Origin of the sequence: Synechococcus sp. PCC 6716, assembly GCF_022570815.1 — a bacterium.
In the GTDB taxonomy this organism is placed as follows: domain Bacteria; phylum Cyanobacteriota; class Cyanobacteriia; order Thermosynechococcales; family Thermosynechococcaceae; genus Thermosynechococcus; species Thermosynechococcus lividus.
This window is the reverse complement of the sequence record NZ_JAKLTU010000015.1, coordinates 1-25,150: the sequence shown is the minus strand read 5'-3', so window position 1 is coordinate 25,150 and position 25,150 is coordinate 1. Positions and strand designations below refer to the sequence as shown.

Annotated in this window: 27 protein-coding genes and 1 other RNA gene; 5 read left to right on the top strand and 23 right to left on the bottom strand. The window is 54.0% G+C overall.

What is annotated here, in order from left to right; all coding sequences use genetic code 11:
* Positions 1–2: 2 nt before the first annotated feature.
* The 4 genes from rnpB to L5220_RS08600 form a co-directional block, all read right to left on the bottom strand.
* Positions 3–366, bottom strand: an RNA gene (gene rnpB / locus L5220_RS08615) — RNase P RNA component class A.
* Between the two features lie 6 nt (positions 367–372).
* Complete coding sequence (locus L5220_RS08610) at positions 373–1,101, bottom strand: DUF928 domain-containing protein (protein ID WP_448514872.1); 729 nt, start codon at positions 1,099–1,101, stop codon at positions 373–375.
* Between the two features lie 125 nt (positions 1,102–1,226).
* Positions 1,227–1,700, bottom strand: coding sequence for a peroxiredoxin (locus L5220_RS08605; protein ID WP_499573009.1), 474 nt, complete (start codon positions 1,698–1,700; stop codon positions 1,227–1,229).
* 3 nt (positions 1,701–1,703) lie between these two features.
* Positions 1,704–2,081, bottom strand: a complete 378-nt coding sequence (locus L5220_RS08600) for a DUF2996 domain-containing protein (RefSeq protein WP_448527600.1) — start codon at positions 2,079–2,081, stop codon at positions 1,704–1,706.
* A gap of 46 nt (positions 2,082–2,127) precedes the next feature.
* Between L5220_RS08600 and rimI the strand changes: the two genes are divergently transcribed.
* The 4 genes from rimI to L5220_RS08580 all read left to right on the top strand — a co-directional run bounded on the left by rimI (position 2,128) and on the right by L5220_RS08580 (position 5,956).
* A complete protein-coding gene (gene rimI / locus L5220_RS08595) occupies positions 2,128–2,682 on the top strand; it encodes a ribosomal protein S18-alanine N-acetyltransferase (RefSeq protein WP_448527599.1) in 555 nt (184 codons plus the stop codon).
* A 34-nt stretch (positions 2,683–2,716) separates the two neighbouring features.
* Positions 2,717–3,619 carry a carboxylating nicotinate-nucleotide diphosphorylase gene (gene nadC / locus L5220_RS08590; protein WP_499573005.1) on the top strand — a complete coding sequence of 301 codons (903 nt, stop codon included), beginning with the start codon at positions 2,717–2,719 and terminating at the stop codon, positions 3,617–3,619.
* 31 nt (positions 3,620–3,650) lie between these two features.
* On the top strand, positions 3,651–5,300 hold the full coding sequence (locus tag L5220_RS08585) for an ABC transporter permease (RefSeq protein WP_499573003.1): 1,650 nt from the start codon (positions 3,651–3,653) through the stop codon (positions 5,298–5,300).
* A 74-nt stretch (positions 5,301–5,374) separates the two neighbouring features.
* On the top strand, positions 5,375–5,956 hold the full coding sequence (locus tag L5220_RS08580) for a DUF1997 domain-containing protein (protein ID WP_499573001.1): 582 nt from the start codon (positions 5,375–5,377) through the stop codon (positions 5,954–5,956).
* A gap of 331 nt (positions 5,957–6,287) precedes the next feature.
* Here L5220_RS08580 and L5220_RS08575 read toward each other — a convergent pair whose 3' ends face one another.
* The 16 genes from L5220_RS08575 to L5220_RS08500 form a co-directional block, all read right to left on the bottom strand.
* Positions 6,288–6,830: a GNAT family N-acetyltransferase gene (locus tag L5220_RS08575; RefSeq protein WP_448527595.1), complete on the bottom strand. Its 543-nt coding sequence runs from the start codon at positions 6,828–6,830 to the stop codon at positions 6,288–6,290.
* Between the two features lie 2 nt (positions 6,831–6,832).
* The gene (locus L5220_RS08570) at positions 6,833–7,771 is read right to left on the bottom strand and encodes a tetratricopeptide repeat protein (RefSeq protein WP_227517568.1); all 939 of its coding nucleotides are present in this window, start codon (positions 7,769–7,771) and stop codon (positions 6,833–6,835) included.
* 79 nt (positions 7,772–7,850) lie between these two features.
* Positions 7,851–8,633 (bottom strand): ABC transporter permease, encoded by a 783-nt coding sequence (locus L5220_RS08565; protein ID WP_499572996.1) that lies wholly within the window; start codon positions 8,631–8,633, stop codon positions 7,851–7,853.
* An 80-nt stretch (positions 8,634–8,713) separates the two neighbouring features.
* Positions 8,714–9,271, bottom strand: coding sequence for a hypothetical protein (locus tag L5220_RS08560; protein ID WP_499572994.1), 558 nt, complete (start codon positions 9,269–9,271; stop codon positions 8,714–8,716).
* A gap of 144 nt (positions 9,272–9,415) precedes the next feature.
* Positions 9,416–11,671, bottom strand: coding sequence for a formate C-acetyltransferase (gene pflB, locus L5220_RS08555; protein ID WP_499572992.1), 2,256 nt, complete (start codon positions 11,669–11,671; stop codon positions 9,416–9,418).
* 538 nt (positions 11,672–12,209) lie between these two features.
* The gene (locus L5220_RS08550; RefSeq protein WP_448514415.1) at positions 12,210–13,028 is read right to left on the bottom strand and encodes a PspA/IM30 family protein; all 819 of its coding nucleotides are present in this window, start codon (positions 13,026–13,028) and stop codon (positions 12,210–12,212) included.
* 404 nt (positions 13,029–13,432) lie between these two features.
* Positions 13,433–14,212: an enoyl-ACP reductase FabI gene (gene fabI, locus L5220_RS08545; protein ID WP_099798447.1), complete on the bottom strand. Its 780-nt coding sequence runs from the start codon at positions 14,210–14,212 to the stop codon at positions 13,433–13,435.
* Positions 14,213–14,300: 88 nt separating this feature from the next.
* On the bottom strand, positions 14,301–16,883 hold the full coding sequence (locus L5220_RS08540) for a M1 family aminopeptidase (RefSeq protein WP_499572990.1): 2,583 nt from the start codon (positions 16,881–16,883) through the stop codon (positions 14,301–14,303).
* Positions 16,884–16,970: 87 nt separating this feature from the next.
* Entirely contained in the window at positions 16,971–17,162 is a 192-nt protein-coding gene (locus tag L5220_RS08535; RefSeq protein ID WP_499572988.1) for a glucokinase, read from the bottom strand.
* Complete coding sequence (locus L5220_RS08530; protein WP_499572986.1) at positions 17,074–17,952, bottom strand: glucokinase; 879 nt, start codon at positions 17,950–17,952, stop codon at positions 17,074–17,076. Before L5220_RS08530 ends, L5220_RS08535 begins: the two co-directional genes overlap by 89 nt.
* A gap of 15 nt (positions 17,953–17,967) precedes the next feature.
* Positions 17,968–18,696 (bottom strand): phosphoribosylaminoimidazolesuccinocarboxamide synthase, encoded by a 729-nt coding sequence (gene purC / locus L5220_RS08525; protein WP_499573052.1) that lies wholly within the window; start codon positions 18,694–18,696, stop codon positions 17,968–17,970.
* A 10-nt stretch (positions 18,697–18,706) separates the two neighbouring features.
* On the bottom strand, positions 18,707–19,690 hold the full coding sequence (gene hpnA / locus L5220_RS08520) for a hopanoid-associated sugar epimerase (protein ID WP_099798449.1): 984 nt from the start codon (positions 19,688–19,690) through the stop codon (positions 18,707–18,709).
* Between the two features lie 8 nt (positions 19,691–19,698).
* Positions 19,699–20,538 (bottom strand): acetolactate decarboxylase, encoded by an 840-nt coding sequence (gene budA / locus L5220_RS08515; RefSeq protein ID WP_499572984.1) that lies wholly within the window; start codon positions 20,536–20,538, stop codon positions 19,699–19,701.
* Positions 20,539–20,540: 2 nt separating this feature from the next.
* Entirely contained in the window at positions 20,541–21,962 is a 1,422-nt protein-coding gene (ffh, locus tag L5220_RS08510) for a signal recognition particle protein (RefSeq protein WP_499572982.1), read from the bottom strand.
* A gap of 52 nt (positions 21,963–22,014) precedes the next feature.
* Positions 22,015–22,107: a cytochrome b6-f complex subunit PetL gene (gene petL, locus L5220_RS08505; protein WP_099798452.1), complete on the bottom strand. Its 93-nt coding sequence runs from the start codon at positions 22,105–22,107 to the stop codon at positions 22,015–22,017.
* 43 nt (positions 22,108–22,150) lie between these two features.
* Entirely contained in the window at positions 22,151–22,450 is a 300-nt protein-coding gene (locus L5220_RS08500) for a 30S ribosomal protein PSRP-3 (RefSeq protein WP_198406159.1), read from the bottom strand.
* 101 nt (positions 22,451–22,551) lie between these two features.
* Here L5220_RS08500 and L5220_RS08495 point away from each other — a divergent pair, with 101 nt between their 5' ends.
* Complete coding sequence (locus tag L5220_RS08495; protein ID WP_499572980.1) at positions 22,552–23,316, top strand: TIGR01548 family HAD-type hydrolase; 765 nt, start codon at positions 22,552–22,554, stop codon at positions 23,314–23,316.
* On the opposite strand, the gene rnhA is transcribed toward L5220_RS08495, so the two are convergent.
* Genes rnhA through L5220_RS08480 form a run of 3 tightly spaced genes read right to left on the bottom strand, consistent with a single transcriptional unit; the run spans position 23,279 to position 25,140 of the window.
* Positions 23,279–23,749, bottom strand: a complete 471-nt coding sequence (gene rnhA, locus L5220_RS08490) for a ribonuclease HI (protein WP_227517570.1) — start codon at positions 23,747–23,749, stop codon at positions 23,279–23,281. The genes L5220_RS08495 and rnhA overlap by 38 nt on opposite strands.
* Positions 23,750–23,775: 26 nt before the next feature.
* Positions 23,776–24,018 carry a hypothetical protein gene (locus L5220_RS08485; protein ID WP_499573051.1) on the bottom strand — a complete coding sequence of 81 codons (243 nt, stop codon included), beginning with the start codon at positions 24,016–24,018 and terminating at the stop codon, positions 23,776–23,778.
* Between the two features lie 51 nt (positions 24,019–24,069).
* Positions 24,070–25,140 carry an RNA-guided endonuclease InsQ/TnpB family protein gene (locus L5220_RS08480; protein WP_499572978.1) on the bottom strand — a complete coding sequence of 357 codons (1,071 nt, stop codon included), beginning with the start codon at positions 25,138–25,140 and terminating at the stop codon, positions 24,070–24,072.
* Positions 25,141–25,150: the final 10 nt, after the last annotated feature.

The following is a 25,150-nucleotide window of genomic DNA, read 5'->3' as shown; positions in this document are numbered from 1 at the left end:
AGAAGATGAGTTAGACGTAAGCCGGGTTCTGTTCAAAGGGGGTTATCTATCTGGGACACCTGTTACCAGGTGCCTCTAGCGGCTCTGGCTAGCCAAGAACTGGGGAAAAGACCAACCCTGGTTCTTTAGCGCTAGCACACCTTGCTTCCAGCCGGGGTTTACCGAGCCAACACCTCTCGATGTTGCTGGTGCGCTCTTACCGCACCGTTGCACCCTTACCTGTGAGGTTTCCCTCCATCGGCGGTATATTTCTGTGGCACTTTCCTCGCGGTCACCCGCACTGGGCGTTACCCAGCAAGCTTGGTCTTTCGGAAGCCCGGACTTTCCTCAGGAGTGGGTCACTCCCGCAACCACCGCGCTAACTCATTGATCCTATTGTACAAGGGGAGCGTGGGCGATCGCCTCTAGGCCAACGGCACTGAGAACCGCCTGCCACTCACTGCGCGCCATATCCTTGGTGGTCATTTGCCGTTGTAGATCCGCAAGAATGGCTAAGGTTTCGTACCAGAGACCCGCATCGACGGCAGCACTGAGGCGATCGCCGACATTATTGGCTGCCAGCTTTTTTGCTAAGTCAGTACTGGGCTGAATTCGCTCCACCACCCCACTCACTGACACCATCGCCGAGGGATCATCTGCATCCGCACCACACAGGAGCGTAAACGACCAGCGATAGTCTTGACCTGGGTTCAGCTCTACGGTGGGCTGTAGGGCTAAAATCCCTGGTTGCGCTGGTAACCTCACAACGGTTGTGCTAACGTCGCGGTTCTGGGGATCTGTGATCACCAATTCCCCTTGGCTAGCCGTACTGGTGGGCACAAACACAAAGAACGTCGGCTTGGCAACAGCGGTTTGCCCTAGGTTGGTATTGGGCAAGAGCGCCGTTAAGCGCTGGTTTCCCATCACACAGCTTCCGCGGGTCGCCCCGCCAAAGCGGCTACCGGGAGCACCACGATTAGGAAGGTTGGCCCGCAGCCGTGCAGCTAAGCTATTTGCCTGACTCACAACGATAGGGGCAGACTGAGCAAAGGCAACACCCCCCACGGTCGGCGGCAAGAGGGCTAGGGCAGCGGCGGGAACAAGTGTGACAACGTGACGCATGGGTTTGTTTCCTTGTTGAACCAATGACACGTTTTCACCATAAGGCTATTTTGGGAAGCGCTCTGTGAGGTGGCGCTGCTAAGGGCGGTGAGATTGCTAACTGATGGCTGGTGATCGGTATCACCCTAGGCTAGTGTTGCCTCTAGGGTGCGGAGGATCTTGAGGGCACTGTCAATGTGTTCCTTAACATTGAACATGGAGTCAAAAATATAGCGCACAATGCCGTCCTTATCGATGACGTAGGTGACCCGTCCGGGAAATAAGCCAAACAGGGTGGACGCACCGTAGGTCTGCCGCACCTTGTTGTCCGGATCACTGAGGACTAAAAAGGGGAGGTGATGATGGCTCTGAAAGCCGGTTTGTTTATCGAGGGGGTCGCCACTAATGCCAATGACTTCGGCACCCAGAGCTTGGAATTGGCTGTAGGCATCCCGGAATCCACAGGCTTGCACCGTGCAGCCGGGAGTTTCTGAAGCCGGATAAAAGTAGAGGACAACGTTTTTGTTTCCCCGAAAGTCTGAGAGCCTAACGGTTTGGCCATTGGCCGCCAGAAGCTCAAAGTCGGGGGCGCGATCGCCCACGTGGATAGCAGTTGCCATCTCTTAGTTGCCCCCCAGCCACTTTTGGGCGTTGAGGCGCTGAACCACCCCAAACACCAGTAGATCAAGGGTAACTTTGCGCTCATCTGCTAAAAATGGCTCAATGGTACTCGGCGCAATGCCGTAGTTACTACAGACAAAGGCCTTTGCTCCCTGAATATTGCCATCGAGGAAGTAGAGCCGAAATTGGTGCGCCTGATTACCCCATTCCCCAACAACCGTGGTATCCTCAAGCCGAAGTGTTAGATCTGTTACCTTGTCCGCTAGGGCTTGCGTCAAGGCTGGCAAGAAGGCCTCATTGATAAATTCTGGGAAGGGTTTATCTTCAACCGCTGGTGGCTTTTCTTTTTTTGCGGGTTTGGTGGGGGTCTCTTCGGCCATGACCATTGCTCGTGTAAACCTTAACCGATAATAGCATCCTGATTTTGTGCTAATCGAACCCTCAGCATTAGAATTACGCCCCTTAGCTATTAAGGATCTGGATAGCATTGTCCAACTGGATCAGTGTTGCTTGGGGGGCTTTTGGTCGCGCCAGAGCTACGAGCAGGAATTGAACCAGCCACAGCATACGGTGCTGGTTGTGGCTACGCTGGATCAGGTGTGGGGCTGTGGGGTGAGTTGGGGGATTGGCGATGAGCTACATATTGTGCTTCTGATGGTGCATCCTCAGTGTCGCCGCCAAGGATTTGGGGGGGTACTGCTGTGTCGCCTACTGCAATTGGCACATCAGCGGGGCGATCGCCAGTGGGCCACCCTTGAAGTCCGTGCCAGCAATCAATCCGCCCTGCGACTATATCAGCAGTTTGAGTTTGAAGTGGTGGGTCGCCGTCCCCGCTATTACGAGCACCCTGAAGAAGATGCCTTGATCCTGTGGCGCAACCACCTCAATACCCCCGCCGTCGGTGTCATCCTCGAGAGCCAACGACAGGCATGGCAAAACAGAGTCCGTAGCCATGGCTGGGTCTTAGTCGATCTCAGCTAGCCTTGGGGGCAATGGCCGTGACAGAATTTAGAGAATGATTTGCTCTGAAGCTCAGTGCTCTCTCACGATGCCTACTGCCGCCTACCTACCTCCTTGGTGTGTTCTTGATCCGCTCCTCGACCAGTGGCTACAGGAGGATCTGGGGCGGGGCGATCGCACCACTCAAGCCTTAGACCTAACCCGTCAGTGGGGCACTGCCCACATTCGCCTGAACAGGGCAGGAGTGATTGCCGGATTGCCACTGGTAGAGCGGGTATTTCAGCGCTTAAGCCCCAACATTACGTTTAGCTATGAACAACCGGAGGGAGCTGTGTGTGAGCAGCCCACTGTTGTTGCTCGCCTGAGTGCCCCCCTGCCTACAATTTTGTTAGGAGAGCGACTGGCGCTCAACTGCCTAATGCGCCTGAGTGGGGTGGCCACCCTCACCCATGCCTACGCGCAGCAGATTGCTGATTTGCCGACCAAGTTAGTCGATACCCGCAAAACCACCCCCGGCCTGCGGATCCTTGAAAAATATGCCGTGGCCGTGGGCGGTGGGGTCAACCATCGCTATGGCTTGGATGATGCAATCATGATTAAGGACAACCACATCGTTGCCGCAGGCGGTCTCACTGCCGCCGTGGAGCAGGTACGGCAGCGCTGCCCCTTTCCCCTTGCCATTGAGGTGGAAACGGAAACCCTTGAGCAAGTGCACGAGGCGATCGCCCTCAAGGTCGATGTGATCATGCTCGACAACATGCCGATTCCGCAAATGGCAGTAGCGGTGGCCCATATTCGCGCCGCTGCCCCATTTATTAAAATTGAAGCCTCTGGCAACATTACCCGTGATACCTTGCGCGAGGTTGCCTTGACCGGGGTGGACTACATTTCCACCAGTGCCACCATTACTCAAGCACCATGGCTGGATTTCAGTTTGACGCTTTCAGGCCATCAATGACTACGCTGTACCGTTGTTGGGAGGTAACCGTTTGTTGAAATCCATCGCTGACCCTTGGCGATCGCTGGCCTTACTGCGGCGCTGGGATGCCGTCGTTTGGCTGATTGCTGCCCTCATTGCTGTGCCGATTTTAGTGGTGCTCAGCCAAGTGTTTGTGAATACGGGCGATACGTGGCAGCACCTTGCGGAGACCGTGCTGGCAGACTATCTACTCAATTCTCTCTGGCTGATGCTCGGTGTGGGGGCAGGCGTGATCATCATCGGTGTGAGTACGGCGTGGCTGGTCACCAACTGCCAGTTTTGGGGGGCACGCTGGTGGCAATGGCTGCTGCTGACCCCCTTGGCAGCACCGGCTTACGTTCTGGCCTATACCTACACCCAGTTTTTCTCCTTTGAAGGAGTGTTTCAGTCATTTTTGCGCCAGATCACGGGCTGGGAGTACGGCGACTATTGGTTTCCAAATATTCGTTCCCTTGGTGGGGCGATCGCTATGCTGATTTTGGCGCTGTATCCCTATGTTTTTTTGCTGGCGCGGGTGGCGTTTCTCGAGCAGGCCACCTGTAGTTTAGAAGCCAGCCGTTCCCTAGGGTGCAACCCTTGGCGCAGCTTTTGGACTGTGGCACTACCCTTGGCGCGTCCGGCTATTGCAGCGGGCACCAGCTTGGCGCTGATGGAGACCCTCAATGATTTTGGCACCGTCCAGTACTTTGGGGTAGATACCTTTACCACGGGTATTTATCGGACATGGTTTGGCATGGGGGAACCCACTACGGCGGCTCAGTTGGCCTCTGTCTTAGTGGTCATTGTCTTTGCCCTACTGGTGCTGGAAAAGTGGTCACGGGGGAAAGCACGCTACTACAATCGCGGTGGCGATCGCCCCATTCCCTACAAATTACGGGGATGGCGAGCGGTAGGGGCATGGTTCGTTTGCGCACTGCCGGTCTTTTTTGGGCTGCTCTTACCGGCAGGACTACTGCTGTACTTGGCGATCGCCTACCAAAAGGTACACCTCAGCGATGAATTTTGGCGGCACGCTAGCCACAGCCTAGTACTTGCTACCCTTGCGGCATTGCTGGCAGTACTCTTGGCGCTGCTGTTGGCCTATAGCCACCGCTTAGTGCCAACGGTGATCGTGCGCTGGGGCATCCAAGTGGCCGCCATGGGGTATGCCATTCCGGGGACAGTGATTGCCGTGGGTATTCTCATCCCTCTGGGCTGGCTAGATAACCGCATTAATGACCTCACCAGTCACTTTTGGGGAACAGAGGTGGGTCTCATTCTGAGTGGCACGATCGCCGCACTAATTTACGCCTACCTTGTGCGGTTTTTGGCGGTCTCCCTCAGTAGCGTTGAGGCCAGTCTGGTTAAAATTCGCCCATCCCTTGACGAGGTTGCCCGTACCCTCGGGCGATCGCCCTTTAATATTCTGCGCACCGTGCACTTGCCCTTAATGGCGCCCGGCCTCTTTACGGCAGGCATGATGGTCTTTGTAGATGTCATGAAGGAATTACCCGCCACCTTAGTTATCCGCCCCTTTAACTTTGATACTCTAGCAATACAGGTTTACCGGTTTGCCTCCGATGACCGCCTGCCCGAAGCCGCCATGAGTGCCCTTGCCCTAGTGGTGGTGGGTCTAATTCCCGTGGTCTGGTTGGGGCGGCAAACCCGCTGGGTGGAGTGACCGCCTCGCAGCAGCCGCCTAGACAAATTCCTTAACAATTCGTTACATTATAAATAGCGAACACAGGGTGTGCTATGTACTTGAAATTTAGGGCCAGTCAATCCGTTAGCCTCAGCGTCGATACACCGACTGGTCAGTTGCAGCACTACCTGCGCCAGCCGCAGCGACTGGTGTATGCCCTAACGGATCCAACACGGGTGGAGTTCTTAGGGGGCGATCGCTTCCGCTTAAAAATGCGCCCCCTCAATTTTTTGATGGTCAGCTTGCAGCCAACGGTAGATTTGGCAGTTCAGGCCACCAGTGAGGGGTGTTTACACCTTCGCTCCTTAGGCTGCGACATTCGCGGTGTGGACTACATCAACCGCCGCTTTCACCTAGAACTTAAGGGTTACCTCCGTCCCCAAGCCACTGCCACCGGCACCGATTTAATTGGGGTGGCAGATCTTGAAGTGGGGGTGGATATTCCCTCGCCACTAGACTTTACCCCACGACCTATCCTTGAAGCCACAGGCAACAGCCTCTTAAAAAGTGTGTTATTGACCATTAAGCAGCGACTCATGCAACACTTGGTTGCTGACTATCAGCGATGGCTCACAGAAGTGGAAATCAACCACGCCGAAGATTGGCTGGTTTCGGTTCCTGCCAGTTCAGTGTAAACAATATTTATGCTCAGTTGATTATGTCAATACTATGTGAATATGTCAATACTATGTCAATCTTGGGTCAGTTCATCTGATTCCCTTGGATAGAGTCCTGTCGCCTGTGGGGAAGCGTGAACGACCGATGACCGTTGCGATTTCTTTTTGGTCGCTTCTTGTGGTGGCTGCAGCGATATAGTGAGAGCCAGACTGCACCCGACTCGTGCCATAGGAGTTGGTTCAGCTGCGGGGCATCCACCCCCTTGATGAACCTACTTTCATCCCGATGCCCACCTGACCCTTTGCGACGTGAGCTAATAGGTAGAGCGTGGGGCGTCCCGCTTGATAGCTAAAAAGCAAGGTTTTCCTGCGCTGCATTTGGACAGTAGCGATCGCCCGTGAGGGGCTGACTCAATAGTAACTTCCGCTCCCCCCAAACGGTGGTGTCCTCACCAATGACGACGAATCCGCAGCGGCGATAAAGCTGCCGCGCCGCGTTATTCTTTGCCAAAACGTGAAGGTACAACGAGGAGTAAGGGGATGCCGCCAAACTGGCAGTAACAGTGCTCAAGAGTTTGCGGCCAATGCCTTGGCGGCGGTAGTCAGGATGCACCGCCAAGTTAGAGAGGTAGGGCTGGGGATGACCATTGATCGGGCGTAGGTCAAGCTCAACACTCCCGACGCACAGCGGCTGGGGCGTGGTGGTAATGGCTAACCAGCAACGATAGTGAGGGCTAGCACTCCGCCAGCGATCGCGCAGGTCATGCTCTATACCCAGTTGGACAAAACTCCGCCAAAGCGCCTGCCAGCCATTCCCGGGGTGAAAACTAAAGGCAACCAGCAGAGCCACACTCGGTATATCTGCCGCAGCAGCAAGCCGAATTTCTATCATTCTTAGGGCTGAGGAAGGGCAGATTGCTCTGGTTGTAATTGGCTCAGCAGTGCCCGTAGGGGCGGCTTGGCCAGTAGGGCTTGGGTATCCGCAACAAGGCGATCGCCCCACAGATTCTCGCGCTGAAAATCAACAGTGCCGTAGCGACTATCGAGGCGCAGGGCTTCCTCCGCCAGCTTGAGCGCCTCTGCTTCATTCCCTAGTTTCAGCAGGGCTGTCGCTAACGCTAGTTTCGGCTCACTGGCCTTCGGGTCAATCTCCGCCGCCTGCTCCCAATTTTTAGCTGCCTGCCGGATATTCCCCTGCTCATAGAGCACCAAACCAATATTGGTGTAGGCAGGCCAAAACCGTTTATCGTTACGCAGCGAACGCCGATATTGAGCAATGGCACGATCCGTCTGTCCCAGCTTGAGGTAGGCATTCCCCAAATTAAACCACTCTTCAGTGGCATCGGGTTTTAGGGCTAGCCCTTGCTCAATCACCCGAATAGAGGCTGCATACTGCCCTTGCCGAAAATAGGCTGACCCCAGATTAAAATACACCCCCGGATTTTGATCATTGAGTTTAAGGGAGCGCTCAAGGGCAACCACTGCTTCTTGCGGCTCATCAACCGTGAGGTAAAGTCCTCCCAGTAACGCCCAAATTTCGTGGGCTTGGGGTGCCAACTGCACCGCGAGTTTGGCACGAATGAGCGCCTCTTGAAACTGCTGAAACTGTGCAAGCTGTAGGGCTTCTTGAGCCACAATGAAGCCATTTTGCTCCATTTCTTTGGGATTCAGCTCAAGGGTTCGCGGCAAAACTACCTGCGCGGTTGCCACACCGCTACTCATGACCAGAATACCCAGACCAAGGGCAAGACGAGCAACCACCCTAAGCAGGGCAGACGTTTTCGGGTTATTGAGCACAGCAGGTTCCTCTTTGGTTTGCCACAGGCTATCCACTTGTCAGTATTCTATACTGTTGCTTTGAAATCAGCGTATCCCGCAAACGTCAGTATCGTTTGCCCTCATCGGCAGTGGCTCAGAGATTGCGGCGGGAAAAAATCCATGTGGCGATCGCCAACAGCGCCACCGTATAGATAACGCCGTAGAAGGCACTAGCAACCAGATCCCCCAAGGGCGGGATCATGCCATAGACAGCGGTATTCTTAAAATCTAATCGTGACAAATCTGGGAAGATAAGATACAGAAACCGCATGAGTTGCCGCACTGCCTCACTCTCCATTTTTTGGCTGAGAATCACCAGATTTTGGCTAAAGTGTCCCATAAAGTAGAGGGCAATGGTCAGGAGTGTGGCAATCAGTGAACTGGTGAAGCTGCCAAAAAGTAATGCTGCCGCTGTCAGCAGTGAGAGTTGTAGGGCAATATAGAGCGAGGTCAAACTCAGTGCCCCTACAGGGTAGGCAAACTGATTAATACTCATAATGCCAAAGAGAATGAGGGTCATCAGTGCCACAAGGAMAAAGAGAACCGCCGAGAGTCCTAAATGCTTGCCAATAACAAACTCAGCACGACTAATGGGCTTGGCCAGCATGACGAGGATGGTGCGTTTTTCTAGTTCTTTGTTCAGCAGGCTGCCCCCCACAAAGGCCGCAATCATTAAACCAAACAGCGAAATCCCAGCCATTCCCACATCGAGGCTGATCTTATCTTGAGTACCTGCGGAAACCTGACCCAGAATGACGACCGCTAAGGCAAGCCCTAGGGCAAACACCGCAGTGACGTAAAGAATACGCTCACGGAAGATTTCGTTAAAAACGTTACGGGAGACTGTCCACAGACGACTCAGTGCCAACTCCATCATAGGTGCCTAGTCAACTTGGGAAACGTTTCCGGCCATGGGTGCCATACCAAGGCCGCCAAGACCTGTGCTCCCATTGTAGGCTACTGGGGGAGGCGGCGAAGGTAAGGTAGGTTTTTGAGGCGGCGATCGCTGGAGTACTCAAACCCAAAATCAGCATACTCAGCCGTATTGACCAAACGACGAAAGGCAGACAGCCCAATGCGACGCTTGCCATTGAGGGTACTCACCTTTGAGTAGGGGTTGTCTAGCTGACCGCCTAACAGCTCGAAGGCTTCTTCCGGGGTCAGCCATTCTTGGCGGGGGTCGCCGGTGGGAATTTGGGTTTCTAGACGTTGCAGCTTGTTAGCCAAACGCTCTACAAGACTTTGGCGGGGTTGTTGTCGTTGGCGACGGACGCGATCGCCTAATCCTTGCCAAAACAGGCGTACTTGCAAGATCAGGTATTGGAAAAACCGGCGTATTAAACGTCCGAGTTGCGCCAACAGTAACACCAGTCCTGTTTTGGTTTGTGCTGTTGAGGCGGAAGACATTCCTCGCTCCACAACCACGCAACTCCAGCCACAGACGCTACACACTTGGCGCCCAGTAGAAAGGGGCGGCCCTAAGCGAGCCGAACAACGGGGACAGGTTTCCAACATGGATAGCGTTCATGAAGTGATACAGATCAGCTTACCCAAACGGGAGAACCCCACGCTAAATGACTCAAAAAAACCACCCCGATCGCTAGGCAACCGAGGCAGAAAATGTAGCCCTAATCTAGACCGAACTGCACCTAGAGGCGTTTAGAGGCGTTCATGGAAGGTGCGGTTAATAACATCCAACTGTTGTTCACGGGTGAGTTTGATAAAGTTCACCGCGTAGCCCGAAACCCGAATGGTGAGTTGCGGGTACAGTTCAGGATGATCCATCGCATCGAGTAACATCTCGCGGTTGAGGACGTTGACATTGATGTGGAACCCTTGATCGTGGATGTAACCATCCAACATATTGGCAAGGTTGGCAATTTGATCCTCGCGAGTTTTGCCAAGGGCGCTGGGCACAATCGAAAACGTATTCGAGATGCCATCTTGGGCATGGATGTACGGCAGTTTGGCCACCGATGCTAACGAGGCGATCGCCCCTTTGGTATCGCGACCGTGCATAGGGTTGGCTCCCGGCGCAAAGGGTTCACCGGCTTTGCGGCCATCGGGGGTGCTGCCGGTTTTCTTGCCATAGACAACGTTGGAGGTAATGGTTAGCACCGATTGCGTCGGCACAGCATCACGGTAGGTCTTATGCTTGCGGATCTCATTCATGAAGGTTTCCACCAGCCATACGGCCAAGCTATCGACGCGGTCATCGTTGTTCCCGTACTTAGGAAAGTCACCCTTGATCGCATAATCCACCGCCAATCCTTCGGCATTGCGGATGATCGTCACCTCAGCGTATTTAATGGCCGAGAGGGCATCCGCCACCACCGATAGCCCCGCCACACCACAGGCCATGGTACGAAATACATCGCGATCGTGGAGCGCCATCTCGAGCCGTTCGTAGCAGTACTTATCGTGCATGTAGTGGATGACGTTGAGGGTGTTGACATACACTTTGGCCAACCACGCCATCATTTGTTCCAAGCGCGGCAGCACATCGTCCCACCGGAGGGTGTCACCGGTAATCGGGGCAAACATGGGAGCCACCTGCATCCCTGATTGTTCATCACGGCCACCGTTGATGGCGTAGAGTAGGGCTTTTGCTAGGTTGACCCGCGCGCCAAAGAACTGCATTTGTTTGCCCACCCGCATTGCTGAGACACAGCAGGCAATGGCATAGTCATCTCCCCAGTAGGGACGCATCAGGTCGTCGTTTTCATACTGGATGGAACTGGTATCGATGGACACCTGAGCACAGAACTGTTTGAATGCCTGCGGCAAGTGCTCTGACCACAACACCGTTAAGTTTGGCTCAGGCGCTGGCCCCAGAGTATAGAGCGTATTGAGGATCCGAAAACTAGTCTTGGTGACCAGCGGACGGCCATCTAAGCCAATCCCACCGATAGATTCTGTAACCCATGTTGGATCGCCGGAGAATAGCTCGTTGTATTCGGGAGTTCGCAGAAACCGCACCATCCGCAGTTTCATCACAAAGTGATCGAGCCACTCCTGAATGTCCGCTTCGCTGGCGGTACCGAGGCGCAAATCCCGCTCGAAATAAATATCTAAAAACGTGGAGACCCGTCCCAAGGACATGGCAGCGCCGTTTTGCTCTTTGACCGCAGCCAAGTACCCAAAGTAGAGCCATTGAACGGCTTCTTTGCCGGTGCTGGCAGGCTTGGCAATATCAATACCATAGCTGGCGGCCATCTCTTTGAGTTCTTTGAGAGCCTTAATCTGCTCTGAGAGTTCTTCGCGTAGGCGAATGGTCGCTTCGTCAATTGTGTCCAGTTCTAGGGAGGCTTGCTGCGCCTGTTTGTCGGCAATTAGGCGATCCACCCCGTAGAGTGCCACCCGACGATAGTCACCAATAATGCGTCCCCGACCGTAGGCATCTGGCAGGCCTGTAATAATGCCGGACTTACGACAGCGGCGCATTTCTGGAGTGTAGGCATCAAAAACGCCGTCGTTATGGGTTTTGCGGTACTTGGTGAAGATCTCTTTGGTACGAGGATCTAGCTCGTAGCCATAGGCGTTGAGAGAGGTTTCGACAACACGAATACCGCCAAAGGGCATGATGGCGCGTTTGAGGGGTTTATCGGTTTGCAGACCCACAATCTGTTCTAGATCGCGGTCAATGTAGCCGGGGGCATGGGCGGTAATACTGGAAGGAACGCTGGTATCGACATCGAGCACACCTTTTTCCCGCTCTAGAGCCATCAGGTCACGCACTTTTGCCCATAACTGTTGGGTGCGATCGCTGGCCTGGGCTAAAAATGCCGCATCTCCTAGGTAGGGCGTATAGTTGCGCTGAATAAAATCGCGTACATCCACCCGCGTGACCCAATCGCCACCCGTAAAGCCATGCCATGCAACCTCAGGGAGGTCAGTGTAGCGTGTACAGTTCATAATTTACAATCCTCAGTAGTGCAACAAATCAGCGTCATTTGCGATCGCTATTTTTAATGGTTTTTAATGCTTTTTAATGCAAAAGGCACTCTTGAATGATGCCAATCAAACTGAGATTTGAGATGGGAGGAAATTGTGCTCCCAAGACGTATTCAAGAAACGGATGATTAGACGGTTTAGACAACTGAAATGGAGTTTAGTACGGTACTCCCACACCACTACTACTAGTATAACTCCAGTCTTTGGTCATCGGTTTTTGTATCCTGAACTACCAAGAGTTAACGCTATCTCTTGAGAAGATCGGTGTTGCTCAATGTGACTATGAATTCCCTCATCCCCAACCGTTCTCCCTAGGGAGAAGGGAGCTAGGATTCTTGTTCCCTCTCTTTTGCGAGAGGGCTAGGGTGAGGGCGGCAAAAGACTCAAACCCGAAAGTCATACGTCTATTCAGCAACGCCAAAAAATTAGCGCGAACAGCAGCGACCAATCACCGTTTGTTCGCGAGCTTGGGTGGTATGAAGTTGCCCCTAGCACTGATTCATTTGAGAAGCTCACGCAGATATGCTATGTCATCCTCCCCGGAACTGGGTGAGGCATCTTGTATATCAGTGATCGCAGGAGGGGTGGACGTTCTTGGACTGGTATCAGTGACTGCTTGTGGTAGCGTACCTGCTGGCGAGGTATCTGGTAATAAGCCAAGTTGTTTTTTCATTTCTAGCAGCTCAAATTGCACCTCATCGCTACCCGCACTGCTTTCAAGGGCTTGAAATTTGCTTTCCAGCGTATCCCCACTCAACTCGGCAATGGCTTGGGAGCGAGCTTCCATCTGCAGAACTTTATCTTCCATGCGATCAAATACAGCCATGGCATTGGAGGTGCTTACCTTACTGACCGCCTGATGGATTTGCTCTGAGGCTTTGGCGGCCCGGGCCCGCGCTTTGAGCATTTCTTTTTTGGTTTTGGCCTCCGCCAGTTTGCTCTCTAGAGCCGTCAAATTATCCTTAAGCGTTTTGACCTGTGCCCCCATTTGATCCACTTGGGTTTTTAAGGCAGCGGCGGTATCTGTAGCGGTCTTTTTGCGGCTGAGGGCTTCCATGGCAAGGGCTTCATCCCCTTTGCTGAGGGCAAGTCGTGCCCGATCTTCCCATTGCCGAGCCTGTTGCAGGTTTTGGGTATATTGTTGTTCAAGGCGTTTTTGCGCGGCGATCGCCTGAGCTACGGCTTGGCGCAGTTTAACCAAATCTTCATTCATGTCAATGATGGTTTGCTCCAGAATTTTTTCTGGATCCTCAGCAGCACTGACAAGGGCATTGAGGTTAGAGCGCACGGCCATGCCGACCCGTTCGAGTAAACCCATGCTTCGCCTCACTAATAACTCTTGACTCTACTGTAGCGCACCAACTCCAAATTACCAAAAAAACGCCGTAAAGCCCCTGCCTTCAGGCATGGGGATATAAGGCGCATGTTGTGTTATCGAAAATTTTGGGTCTAAAAACTCGTCTTTTAGAGTGGTTTTAGTTTAAACCAAAACCAGAGGTAAGGGTAATCAACCTCTCTAAAAACCCAATAGCCTAACGGCTAGAAAACAACCTAAGTTTTTTTTGGTTGGTTTAACAGTACCTTTGGGCAAAAGGGAACTGCCCCGCAAGGGGGAACGCTTGGGGAGATAAGCACCGCTGTTGTAGCAGGGCAACCTGATGCGATAAGTGCTGTCGCAGAACCAAGAACAAGAATCCCCTGCCTTTAGGCATGGGGCGTATGTCAAATGCCCATAATGCAATAGCCCGAATCCACGTAAAGAATCTGTCCGGTAATGCCGCTCGCTAAGTCACTGGCCAAAAAGGCAGCGGCATTGCCCACTTCGGTTTGGGTGACCGTGCGACGCAGAGGGGCTGTTGCCTCAACATGGTGAATCATGTCAAGGATGCCACCGACGGCGGAAGAGGCAAGGGTGCGAATAGGCCCTGCCGAAATACCGTTTACCCGTACCCCCTGAGCGCCCAATTCCGCAGCAAGGTAACGCACATTCATTTCCAAGGCGGCCTTGGCAATACCCATGACATTATAGTTAGGCACAACCCGTACCCCTCCCAAGTAGGTGAGGGTAACAATCGCCCCACCGCTTGTCATTAGGGGCTTAGCAGCGCGACTGAGGGCAATGAGGGAATAGGCACTAATATCAAGGGCAAGGTTAAACCCCTCCACAGACACCGCAGAAAAATCCCCACTCAGATCCTCTTTTTGGGCAAAGGCGAGGCAGTGAATCAAAATATCCAGCCCTCCCCATGCGGCTGCAAGTGATTCAAACGCATCTGTGATCTGCTGGGGCTGCTGCACATCGAGGGGCAATACAAGCTTTGGACTCAGGGGGGCAGTCAGTTCTTCAACCTTTTGTTTAAGCTTGCCGCGCTCATCAGGCAGGTACGTTACAGCTAGTTCAGCACCAGCGGCATGGAGTTGCTGGGCAATGCCCCACGCAATGGAGCGATTATTCGCAATCCCCGTGACAAGAGCGCGTTTTCCCGACAGGTCTAGGAGCATGGTGTACGGCCTTCATTGATGATCCAAGACTTGATCGTAGCAGAGGGAGGGATGCCCACCCTAGTATTCTCCGCAAGCGTAAATGGGGCTAATTTGCTGCTGCGTCGGCATGGGTAGCCTTCGTTTTGGCTTCTAGATGCTCCAAGCGACTTTTGAGGGTTTGGTTTTCCTTTTGCAGGTCGCTGAGGGTCGTTTCGAGGGTTTTTAAGCGCTCATCTGTACCAAGGGCGTTTTTCAGCTTGGCAATGCTCTCATCCACCAGTCGCTTGACGCGGCCATCGCTGGTGCGATCGCCCACAGCCTGCAAAATCGCCAATACGCGGGGATGATCAATTTGACTGAGGGCTTGGACAACCGCCACTTGGGTCAAGAAAAAGGTTTCATGGCTCAACTGCTCTAAACGCTCGAGGATCTGGCGCAGCTGGGGATGATGGCGATCGCCCATGGCACCCAGCGTGCGAATAGCGGCAAGGCGCAGTGGTTGAGGTACCGTGGCTGCTGTATAGCTGAGTACCAGTTCCACGGCCTCTGGTAACTCTTTGAGGTACCCTACACCGGCGATCGCCCCACAGCGCACCACTTCATTCCACCCTTGGCGAGTGTCTAGGGCACTGCGCAACCGCTTGAGAACTTTTTCGGGGCTGGGTTTGGGTTGGGGCTTAGCCGCAGCAATCATCCCGATGCCTTTGAGGGCAGCGGCTTCCACACGGTAGCTCGGATCACCGTGCTTGGCAATGGCTTTGAGATGGTTGTAGGCGGCCGCACTCTTAAAACTGGCGATCGCCTCAACGGCAGCGTTGCGCACCTGAGGTTGGGGGTCTTCAAGGGCACAGCAGAGCGCCTCTAAGCTTTGATCGAGGCGGATGGTTCCCAAGACGCTGGCAATTTCCTGCCGGACTCCCCAGAACGGCTCTTCCTTTAGTGCTGTTGCCAAGGCGTTGACCACCTCCAGATTGCCTTTTTTGCCCAGAGCGATCGCGGCGTGAATCCGCCCTAGTACGTCTGGATCGTGGCGCAACTGAGCCATTAATTCTGGGAGGGGGTACTCTAGGGTCACGGTTTTGAGGGTGTGGTTGCCGGCATCAAAACTCACAAAGCTGGGCTGCTGCGGCAGGGGTAGGTAAAAGGTGTGCTCAGGTTCATAGACCCGCAGGGTGAGCGTTTGCAGCGATACGTTGCCCCCCGCCTCAACGGTGCCGATCGCCACCGGAATGCGCAGATCAAAGAGATTTCGCTCTAGGGGACTCACTCCCTCCGTGACCTGTTGCTGCTTGATGGTTAAGACCGCTAAGCGATCGGCACTCTCCCAGCGATAGCTCACATGGAAGTCGGGATGACCACCGCGAAACACGTACTGGTCAAATAGGGGGAGCAGGTTCCGTCCAGTGGCGGTTTCAATGGCACGCAGCAGATCCACCGTTTCCACGGTTTGGTGGGCATAGGTTTTCACAAAGGTCTGGATAGCTTTCCAGAACAGGTCATCCCCTAGCGCTTGGCGGATCATGTGATAGACACACGCGCCTTTTTCGTAGAGGTGGCGATCGTACAGTTCAATGGCTTCGCGGTAGATATGGGTAACAATGGGACGGCGGTAGCGATCGCTATCTTCACTGAGGTAGTTGCGCAACTCTCCGAGGCGATAGTAGGCGGCAAAATCAGCCCCGTATTCCTCCTCAAACCAGAGCACCTCGGCATAGGAGGCCATCCCCTCCTTTAGCCAAGCGTGAGACCAGTGCTTAATCACCACTAAATCGCCAAACCACTGATGCGCTAACTCGTGCGCTACCAAACTTTCAGTGCGGAAATCGTCTTGCGCCGCGCGCTCGTCCAACAAACAGCGATCGGTGAGCAGGGTGGTGGAGGTATTTTCCATCCCTCCAAAGATAAAATCCGCCACACAGACTTGGGCATACTTGGGATAGGGATAGGGATAGTCATAGATGCGACTAAAAAAGTCAATCATCTGGGGGGTTTTGCCTAGGCTGCGGCGGGCATCATCAGCGCGCTCTTTGGCCACATAATAGGTGACGGGTTTACCCTGCCACTGATCGTCGAAAACAGCAAAGTCCCCGACGGCCAAGGTCATCAGGTAGGTGGGGTGAACTTGGGGTTGGTACCAGTGGAAAACCTGCCAATCGCCCTCTGGGTAGCTGGCGCGTAGTTCCCCATTGGAAATGGCCTGTAGGGCGTGGGGCACCCGCACCCGCACTTCGGAGGTGGCCAACTGGCCGGGGTAGTCAAAACAGGGAAACCAATAGCGGGAGTCTTCGTCTTCCCCTTGCGTCCATGCTTGCAGCGGGGTCGTGTCCACAAAATAAAGGCCACGCTGGGGGCGATCGAGATGGTACTCAATCGTCAGCAGTAGGCTTTGATCGGGGCTGAGGGGAAAATTCGGCTCTAGGGCAAGGTCGAGGTGTTCGCCATCGTAGGTGAAGGGGTGGATCTGGTGCTGGAGGGTCACCCCCTGAATACGTTGGCCAACAGCATTGAGGCGCAGGTGCCGGACGTGGGGGTGCAGGGGGCGCAGGTGTAGGTGGCAGTGTCCCCAACACTGATGCTGTGCCAGATCAAGGGTCAAATCCAGAAAAATATGCTCAACCCGAACGGGGCGATCGGGGCTGTAGTGGGGACGAGCACCGCTGAGGACAAAGGTATTGGATGAGACAGCCATGGAGCGAAGGTAGCCAACCAGCAAACAGTTCTCAGTGTATCCCATCCACAGGATCGAGCCATAACTGCACTGGAGCCAACCCTTGCCTCACCCGCCCTGAGCCGCAAGATGAACGGTGCCCAGCAGCCCCACCTCTGGGTTGGTAATGACGGCAACAAATAACTGCTCCATCAATGGCCGGAATCGCCCCTTATCTAGAAAATGAGTTAAGAACGTGCCATCGGTCATCTTCGGTAAAATTTTTGCCGCAATCCCGCCAGCAATAAAAATCCCCCCCAAGGGGAGGCTTTTCAGGGCAAGATTTCCCCGCCTCAGCGCCGTAGGCCGCCACAAACATCGTCAAGGCTTGAGCACACAGGGGATCCCCCGCCATGCCAAACTGACTAATAACCGCCGCCCGATCCATGGTGGCCATCGCTGTTTGTACCGCTGCGGTTTCTGGGGCAAATTCAATACTTTTGAGGTAGTCGTAGATATTCACTAACCCCGGACCTGAGACCACCCGCTCGACCGAGACCCGCTCGTAGTGTTGCCACAGGTAGCGCAATAGGCCAATTTCTAGTTCATTCCGGGGAGGAAAGTCGGTGTGCCCCCCCTCAATCGGTAACACCTGATAGCGATCGCCCTGCCAGAGCATGAGGGCTTCTCCTAAACCGGTGCCTGCCCCCAATAAGGCAATGGGAGCCTGCGATCGCCGCGGTCGCTCCTGCAATACCACAATGTCGCTCGGGGGCAACACCAACGAGCCATAGGCCACGGCGGCAAAATCATTCAGGAGAGTGACACAGGGAATATTGAGAGCGTCCTGTAACTCGTGGGCGCTTACCCGCCAGCCTAAATTTGTAACTTGCGCGGTTTGATCAATGACTGGCCCAGGGATGCCGAGGCACGCCCGCTGTGGCACCACGGAGCCTTGGCTGAGAAAGTCCTGTAACAACTGGGTTAAATTGGCAAAGTCGCGGCTAGCATACGTCGCGCTGCGCAGTAAGTGCCAATCACTACCAACGACTTCCCACAACTGCACAAGGGTCTTTGTGCCACCAACATCAGCGCCGAGGATAATGCTCATGTTGCGTCTCCATCGTTAGGGTTGGGAATGGGCGAGCACCCGCTGCATAACAAGGGCGTAGGCCTCTTCAATCGCACCTAGATCTTGGCGGAAGCGATCCTTATCTAGAATCCGTTTTTGCGGATCCGCCTCCTCTTGATTCCACAGGCGACAACTGTCGGGGCTAATTTCATCAGCAAGAAGAATCGTGCCATCGCGGCGGCCAAACTCCAGCTTAAAGTCCACCAAGGTAATGCCACAGTCTTGGAAAAAGCCCTGCAGATGGTGATTGACCCCTAAGGCCATCTCAATGAGGGTGTCTTCCTCAGCAGGGGTGACAAGGTTAAGGAGCCGCAGGCGATCGCGCGTCAGCAGCGGATCGCCAAGGGCATCGTCCTTGAGGTAAAACTCCACTAGGGGTGGGGTTAGCTCTAGGCCAAGGGGTAGCCCCGTCTGACGGCACAGGCTGCCGGCGGCACGATTGCGCACAACCACTTCTATGGGAATAATTTCAACGCGGCGCACCTGCATCTGTTGTGGTGCCACTTGGGCAATGAAGTGGTTGGGGATACCCTGAGCCGCCAAATACTGGAACAGATGACTGGCGATCGCGCAGTTCATCACGCCTTTATTTTGAATGGAACCCCGCTTTTGGGCATTAAAGGCGGTGGCATCATCCTTAAATTCCGCCAAGAGAATGTCAGGATCAGGTGTTGCATAGATTTTCTTGGCTTTCCCTTCGTAGAGCAGGGGATGATCACTCATGGCAAAGTCCTCAATGGCAATACCCCCGGTCACGGTACCATGCAACTGCCTCGGCCAATGCCTGATCAATCGGTGTTTGGGGCAGTCCCAATTCCTGTACCGCTTTAGTGGCATCGTAGAACATCGTTTGCTGAGCCATCCGCACGCCATCCACCGGAATGCGAGGGGGGGTGCCAAGCGCGCCCAAGACCACTTCATCGATCCAGGCGATCGCCAAGGGCAGCCACACTGGAATTGCACCACGGGGTGGGGGTAGCCCCGTCAGCGCTGCTAAGCGGTTGAGAATTTCGCCAAGGGTCAGATTCTGATGCCCCAGAATGTAGCGATCGCCCGTTCTGCCTTTTTCCAGCGCCAAGACATGACCGATCGCCACATCCCGCACATGAATCAGGTTCAAACCTGTTTCCACGTAAAAGGGCATCTGCCGTCGCAAAAAGCGCAGAATCATGTCTCCGGTGGGCGTGGGCTTGGCATCCCAGGCTCCAATGGGGGTGCTTGGGTTGACAATTACAATATCTTGGCCTGTCGCCACTGCCTTGTGGGCGGCCTGCTCTGCCCAATACTTCGAGCGTTTGTACTCACTAATTAACTTGTCTGGGGGGCTTTGGTAGCGCTCGGTCGCCGGTTTACCACTGGGATCCACGCCAATGGCAGCCACAGAACTGGTATAAACGGTGCGCTCGACCCCTGCCTGTTGGGCAGCCGCCAGTACGCGCTGGGTTCCCACCACATTCACTTGGTAGAGGCGATCGCGCTCCCGCCGCCAGAGGCTGTAGTGAGCCGCCACATGGAAGAGTGCTTGACAGCCCTGCATCAGGGGTACCAAATCGCTGTGAACGAGATCCCCTTGCACCACTTCCACCCCTAACGTTCTTAAGTGGGGGGCACGATCAGGCTGCCGCACTAAGGCTCGCACCCGATAGCCCTTTTCCATGAGGACTGTGGCAACGTGGGTTCCCACAAAGCCACTCGCACCAGTGACAAACACCTGCATAGGCAAAGCTAACGATCCTGCTCTGCGGCTTCTAATTCGTGGCGGGTATCCTTCGTTAGATCCACACCGCGAAAGGCATCTGTATCCGGCAAGGCAATCTGGGTATAGGGGGTTTCATCAAAGGCAATCGTTATGTTCCCAGTCAGACAATCCAGTAGGTGCCCTCCACAGGAGCGATCGTGGCTGAGGAAATGAAAATGAAAGCCGGGGATATTCACCATTTGCATGTACAGCGGCACCCAAAAGCCAACGAGGGTACCTTGAATCTGTTCAAACCGACAAATTTGCGCCTGTGCTGCCGCATCAATCAGCCGAGTTGCCCCCGTTTGGCGGCTGACGGTGCGGGTTTTAATCAGAGGAAAAGTGCTCTCAATGCGAATGGCATAAAACAGGTTATCGGAGGGCAGCAGGGATTTGAGGTGAGCTTGTAAACCGTCGTAGTTCAGGGCGTCATGGCAAACATAGAGCACGTCTTGGTTCCAGACAGTCACGGTGGCAAAGGGAGTTTTTACTGTTTCTGGCACCATGGCAACTGTGCCATCACTGCGCAACTGATAGACTTCTCCCTCCAGCACCACCATTTCCCCATCGAGGTCATCGAAGGTGCCTAGGCCAAAATCTCCCCGCTGCTTGAGCTCGCCAATGGTTAGATCCCCGCGATACACCCCTTCTACCAACGCGCTAATCGTCGAGGTCTGAAAGAGGGTTTCCTCCCCCACGTTGAGGTACTGGCTGAGTGCCTGCTCTAAAATTTGACTCAGGCTTTGACCACTGACGCGGCGGTGTTGCTCTAGGGCATCCTTCAGATGGGGAGCGATCGCACACAGAAGGACGTGGGTTTCTGCCATGGTTAGAGCACTCCAAAACCCTTACGTTTTTTCTGCTTTTTAGGCTTTTTCGCTGCTTGAGCGCGCCCGCCCCGTCCAGCCAGAGGATTCATGCCCGGCATCATGGGCATCCCCGGCATCCCAAACTGGCCTTGCCCCATCTGCTGCATGAGGGAGCGCATCCGCTGGAAGTCACTCACCAGTTTGCTGACATCCGCCACCTGATAACCGGATCCCTTGGCCACCCGTTGACGGCGACTGGGGGATCCCGCGAGTAGCTCTGGATTGCGGCGCTCTTCGCGGGTCATGGAGTTAATCATGGCTTCTGCCCGCTTCAGTTGCACCTCTCCCTGCTGTAGCTGCTCACTCGAGACTTTGTTCATTCCCGGAATCAGTTTCATGATCCCCGCCAAGGATCCCATATTCTTGAGGAGCCGCATTTGCTTGAGAAAGTCATCAAAGTCAAACTGAGCTTCGAGGATTTTGCGGGACATTTTTTCGGCATCCGCCAAGTCCACTTCCTCTTGGGCTTTTTCCACCAAGGTGAGCACATCCCCCATCCCCAGAATTCGCGAGGCGAGGCGATCGGGATAAAAGGGCTGGAGGGCTTCGACTTTTTCGCCCACGCCAATAAATTTGATGGGTTGGCCGGACMCCTGCCGCACCGATAGGGCTGCACCACCGCGAGTATCACCATCCAGCTTGGTGAGAATAGCACCGGTAATTCCCACCTGTTCATGGAAGGCACGGGTGAGGTTCGCTGCCTCCTGACCGGTCATGGCATCCACGACTAGGAGGGTTTCGTGGGGCTGTACAGCGTCTTTAATGGCGGCTAGCTCCGCCATCATTTCGGTATCAATTTGCAGCCGACCTGCGGTATCAATAATAACGGTATCTACCCCCAAGGCCTTGGCGTGGGCAACCCCGCGCTGGGCTATTTCCACGGGATTAGCCTCGGTGCCTAGCTCAAAAACCGGTACATCAATTTGCTTTCCGAGGGTCACTAACTGGTCAATGGCAGCAGGACGATAGACATCGGTGGCCACCAGCAGGGCGCGGCGATTCTCTTTGCGCAAATGGAGGGCAAGCTTTGCGGCGGCGGTGGTTTTGCCAGTGCCCTGTAAGCCAGCCATCAAGATAATAGTAGGACTGGGGTCGGCCTGGGCAAGGGGACTGTAGGACTCCCCCATAACCTCTACGAGGGCATCGTAAACAATTTTGATAAACTGCTGATCCGGACGTACCCCAGCAATGACCTCTGCCCCGATCGCCCGCTGCCGGACGGTCTCGATAAAGTCTTTGGCCACTTGCAGGTTGACATCTGCCTCTAGCAGAGCGCGCCGAACTTCTCGCAACGCCTCTTGAATATTGGTTTCGGTGATTTTGTCTTGGCCGCGGAGGGTCTTCCACGCAGATTCAAGGCGTTCGGCAAGCGCGTCAAACATGAGATCGCAGATTGAAACAGAACAGTGAAGTTAACACGTGCAACGCGTCAACCTAGATGAGTTTGACGGTGCGCAGGGCATAGAATAAGCCTACGGCCAACGCAATAGCACCAGCAATAACAACGCCATACACGATAACACCCATAGTGGTTTCTCCTCTGTGGTTTTAGGGTTTGTGTTGGGGGAACCTAGGCAGTGCCGACAAAACTGATGTCGCTAAACCGTTTTTGGGCTTCGGCAACTGGACGGTTTTTACCTTCCTCCTGCCAGTAGTTAATGATCTCCGTGGCACGATTTAACAGCTCAATGCGCTCAGTTTCCGAAATCCACGATTTACTTTCCAGTTCAGCCTTCAGGAGTTCCCAAGCATCGGTGCGCGGCCAGAAAAAATAGGAGGTGAGGGGGCTAGTGCCTTTTCCCACCACCTGATCGACAGCGATCGCCACATCTTTTTCCAACCAAAGCACTCTAAGGGTGAAGCGGGACAAGTGGAACCTCCCAAGCGAGTTTTGAATATAGAGCGTCTTCTATAATAGCGAATTAGTTCAACGTCTCACAAGTTGTCTTGAAGCGTGTCGGGAGCCTTCGCGTGTCTAGCCCACGGGCCTGTACCTTCTTTGATATTGATGGGGTGATCCGTGATGTCAGCCGTTCCTATCGCCGTGCCCTTGCGGATACGGTGGAACATTTTACCCACGGTGCCTACCGCCCGACTCAAAAAGAGATTGACGATCTCAAGGCCGAAGGCTGCTGGAATAATGATTGGGATGGCGCTCAGGAACTGATTTACCGTTATTTTGAGCAACACGGACATCAGCGTCACCAAGTTGCCCTCGACTACGATACCCTCGTAACATTTTTTGAAGACCGCTATACGGGGCAAAACTGGTCTGGCTATATCCAAGATGAACCGCTGTTGGTGGATTTAGACTATTTCCAAGCGTTCAGTACGGCGGCGATCGCCTGGGGGTTCGTCAGTGGTGCCACCCGCGACTCAGCAGAGTATGTCCTCAAGCAGCGCTTGCAATTGCATCATCCCCTCCTGATTGCTATGGAGGATGCCCCGGGCAAACCCAACCCGCAAGGGCTGATCTGCGCCTATCGTCAAGCTATCCCTGACGGAGATGTTCCTGTCTTTTATGTGGGCGACACCGTGGCGGATATGCAAACCGTGGTTAATGCTCGCCACGCCGTGCCTACCCGTTGGTATGGCTTGGGGGTGATTCCGCCCCACGTCCAGCCAGCAGATCGGCCGCACTATGGCGATCGCCTCCGGGCCGCAGGGGCTACAGCGGTCTTTGAGTCAACCCGTGATATTACCCCCGCAGTCTTGGATGCTGTCTTAGGGGAATAGGCTGGCCACGACTAAAGCTACGGGCGATCGCATCACAGCGTTCATTCCCCACGTTACCACTGTGACCGCGGACGTGGTGCCATGTCACCGCAGGATCGTTGAGGGCATCTAAGGCCTGCCACAGGTCTTGATTTAAGACAGGCTTGTTGGCTGCGGTTTTCCACCCCCGTCGCTTCCAATTATGAATCCATTGAGTAATGCCCTTGAGCACGTACTCGCTGTCGGTGTAAAGGGCGATCTCCCCCCTAGGGCTGATCTGCCGCCACAGCTTCAGGGCTTCAATGGCCGCTTGTAGTTCCATCCGATTATTGGTGGTTTGCGGATCCCCACCGCCCACTTCGTGAACTGCATCATCCTCAAAATACATCACCACTGCCCAGCCGCCCGGCCCTGGATTGCCCTCACAAGCGCCATCGGTATAAATAGCTGTCAATGCTCCACCTCCTATCATTAGAACAACTAGATCAGCCGCTCCTCCACAGACCACCGCGTTGCCCATACCCCCGGCTCCAGACTGAGGCGATTCATGAGTACTTCCACCGCCATATCGCGACGTTCATGGCAAACGAGTTCTAGTCGAATGATCACTTGCTGTGGTTTATCTGCTGGATGCTGGCTCCACAGCGATCGCACTTGGAGGTCGCCACTAATACTGGTTAACAAAATCGTGCGAATGAGACTTTCCTCCTCCAGTCGAGCTATGATTTCGCACTGGTGACACTCCCCGCCGTGGAACGGCGAGGCTTCTCTGAGTTAGGCTAGAGCAAAACCAATCTGCCCTAACTTGACCTTAGAAGGGGCTGCCACAGCCCCTCTACACACTCCACTCAAATCGATATTGAGCTTTGTGCTTACCTTTCTCATGATGTTGCAGGCTCCATTACAGTCTGCATTGATGAGCCATCCTTGAGCAGTTCGGTACAGACCTCTAAGAATTCGTTTTCCTGATGCCTTCCACCCTTCAGGTTTTTCGCCGAACGTAGGCAAGAAGTCATTATCAAAAAACGAGGCTTGAGACGTATACGATTCTTCGGTTTCGACTAATCGAATCCCGAAAATTAAACAAAGCTGCTTAATTCGTCCAAACAGCTTGTAGTGCGGAATTTGCACGAACTCCTGATTCATTTTTGCACCCAAATTGATTTCATCTTTCTGCCCTTTGTTTCGACCGTAGATGATCGTATCGATGTCGTTTTCCAAGCAGAAGTTGACGACCCACCGTGCTGCTTTGTTGATGTAGTCTCGCACGTAGCAATTTCGCTTATGGGTATTAAGTTGGATTCGCTTCGAGGTCGCGCCCTTCATGGATGGCTTGCCATGAGTCAGAATCGATTTGAATTTGGCAACCTGCTTATTGAACCATTGGTTCCGAGATTTCAACCCTCTACCATCCAGCACAAAGGCAAGTCCAGTATTTGTCACGCCGGTCAAGAGGTTATTCAGTCCTGGGTCAAGCGCTAAAACGTTCTCGGGACACAATTTGCAGCATTGAGCAGTCTTGTCCATCGTGAAGTGAACATACTCAACAACCCACTGCCCATTCGTCGGAATGAATCGCAGTTCTCGGATCTGCACATCCTTTAATCGTTCTGGTAACGGGATGTAGAACGCATCTCTTCCAAATGCAGTTTTTCCACCGTTGCCCAAAGGAACTCGAATCAAGCCTTTCTCTACTTTCAGGGATTGCCCCGTGAATACGACTTGATACAACCCGCCTTTGGTGCGGTATCGCGGCAATTTTGGTTCATGGTCGAACTGCCCCAGTTTGAACAGTTTTGAGAGTGATTTGAAGCTTTTGAACGCCTCATTCACAGATTTCAACACTTGCTAGATC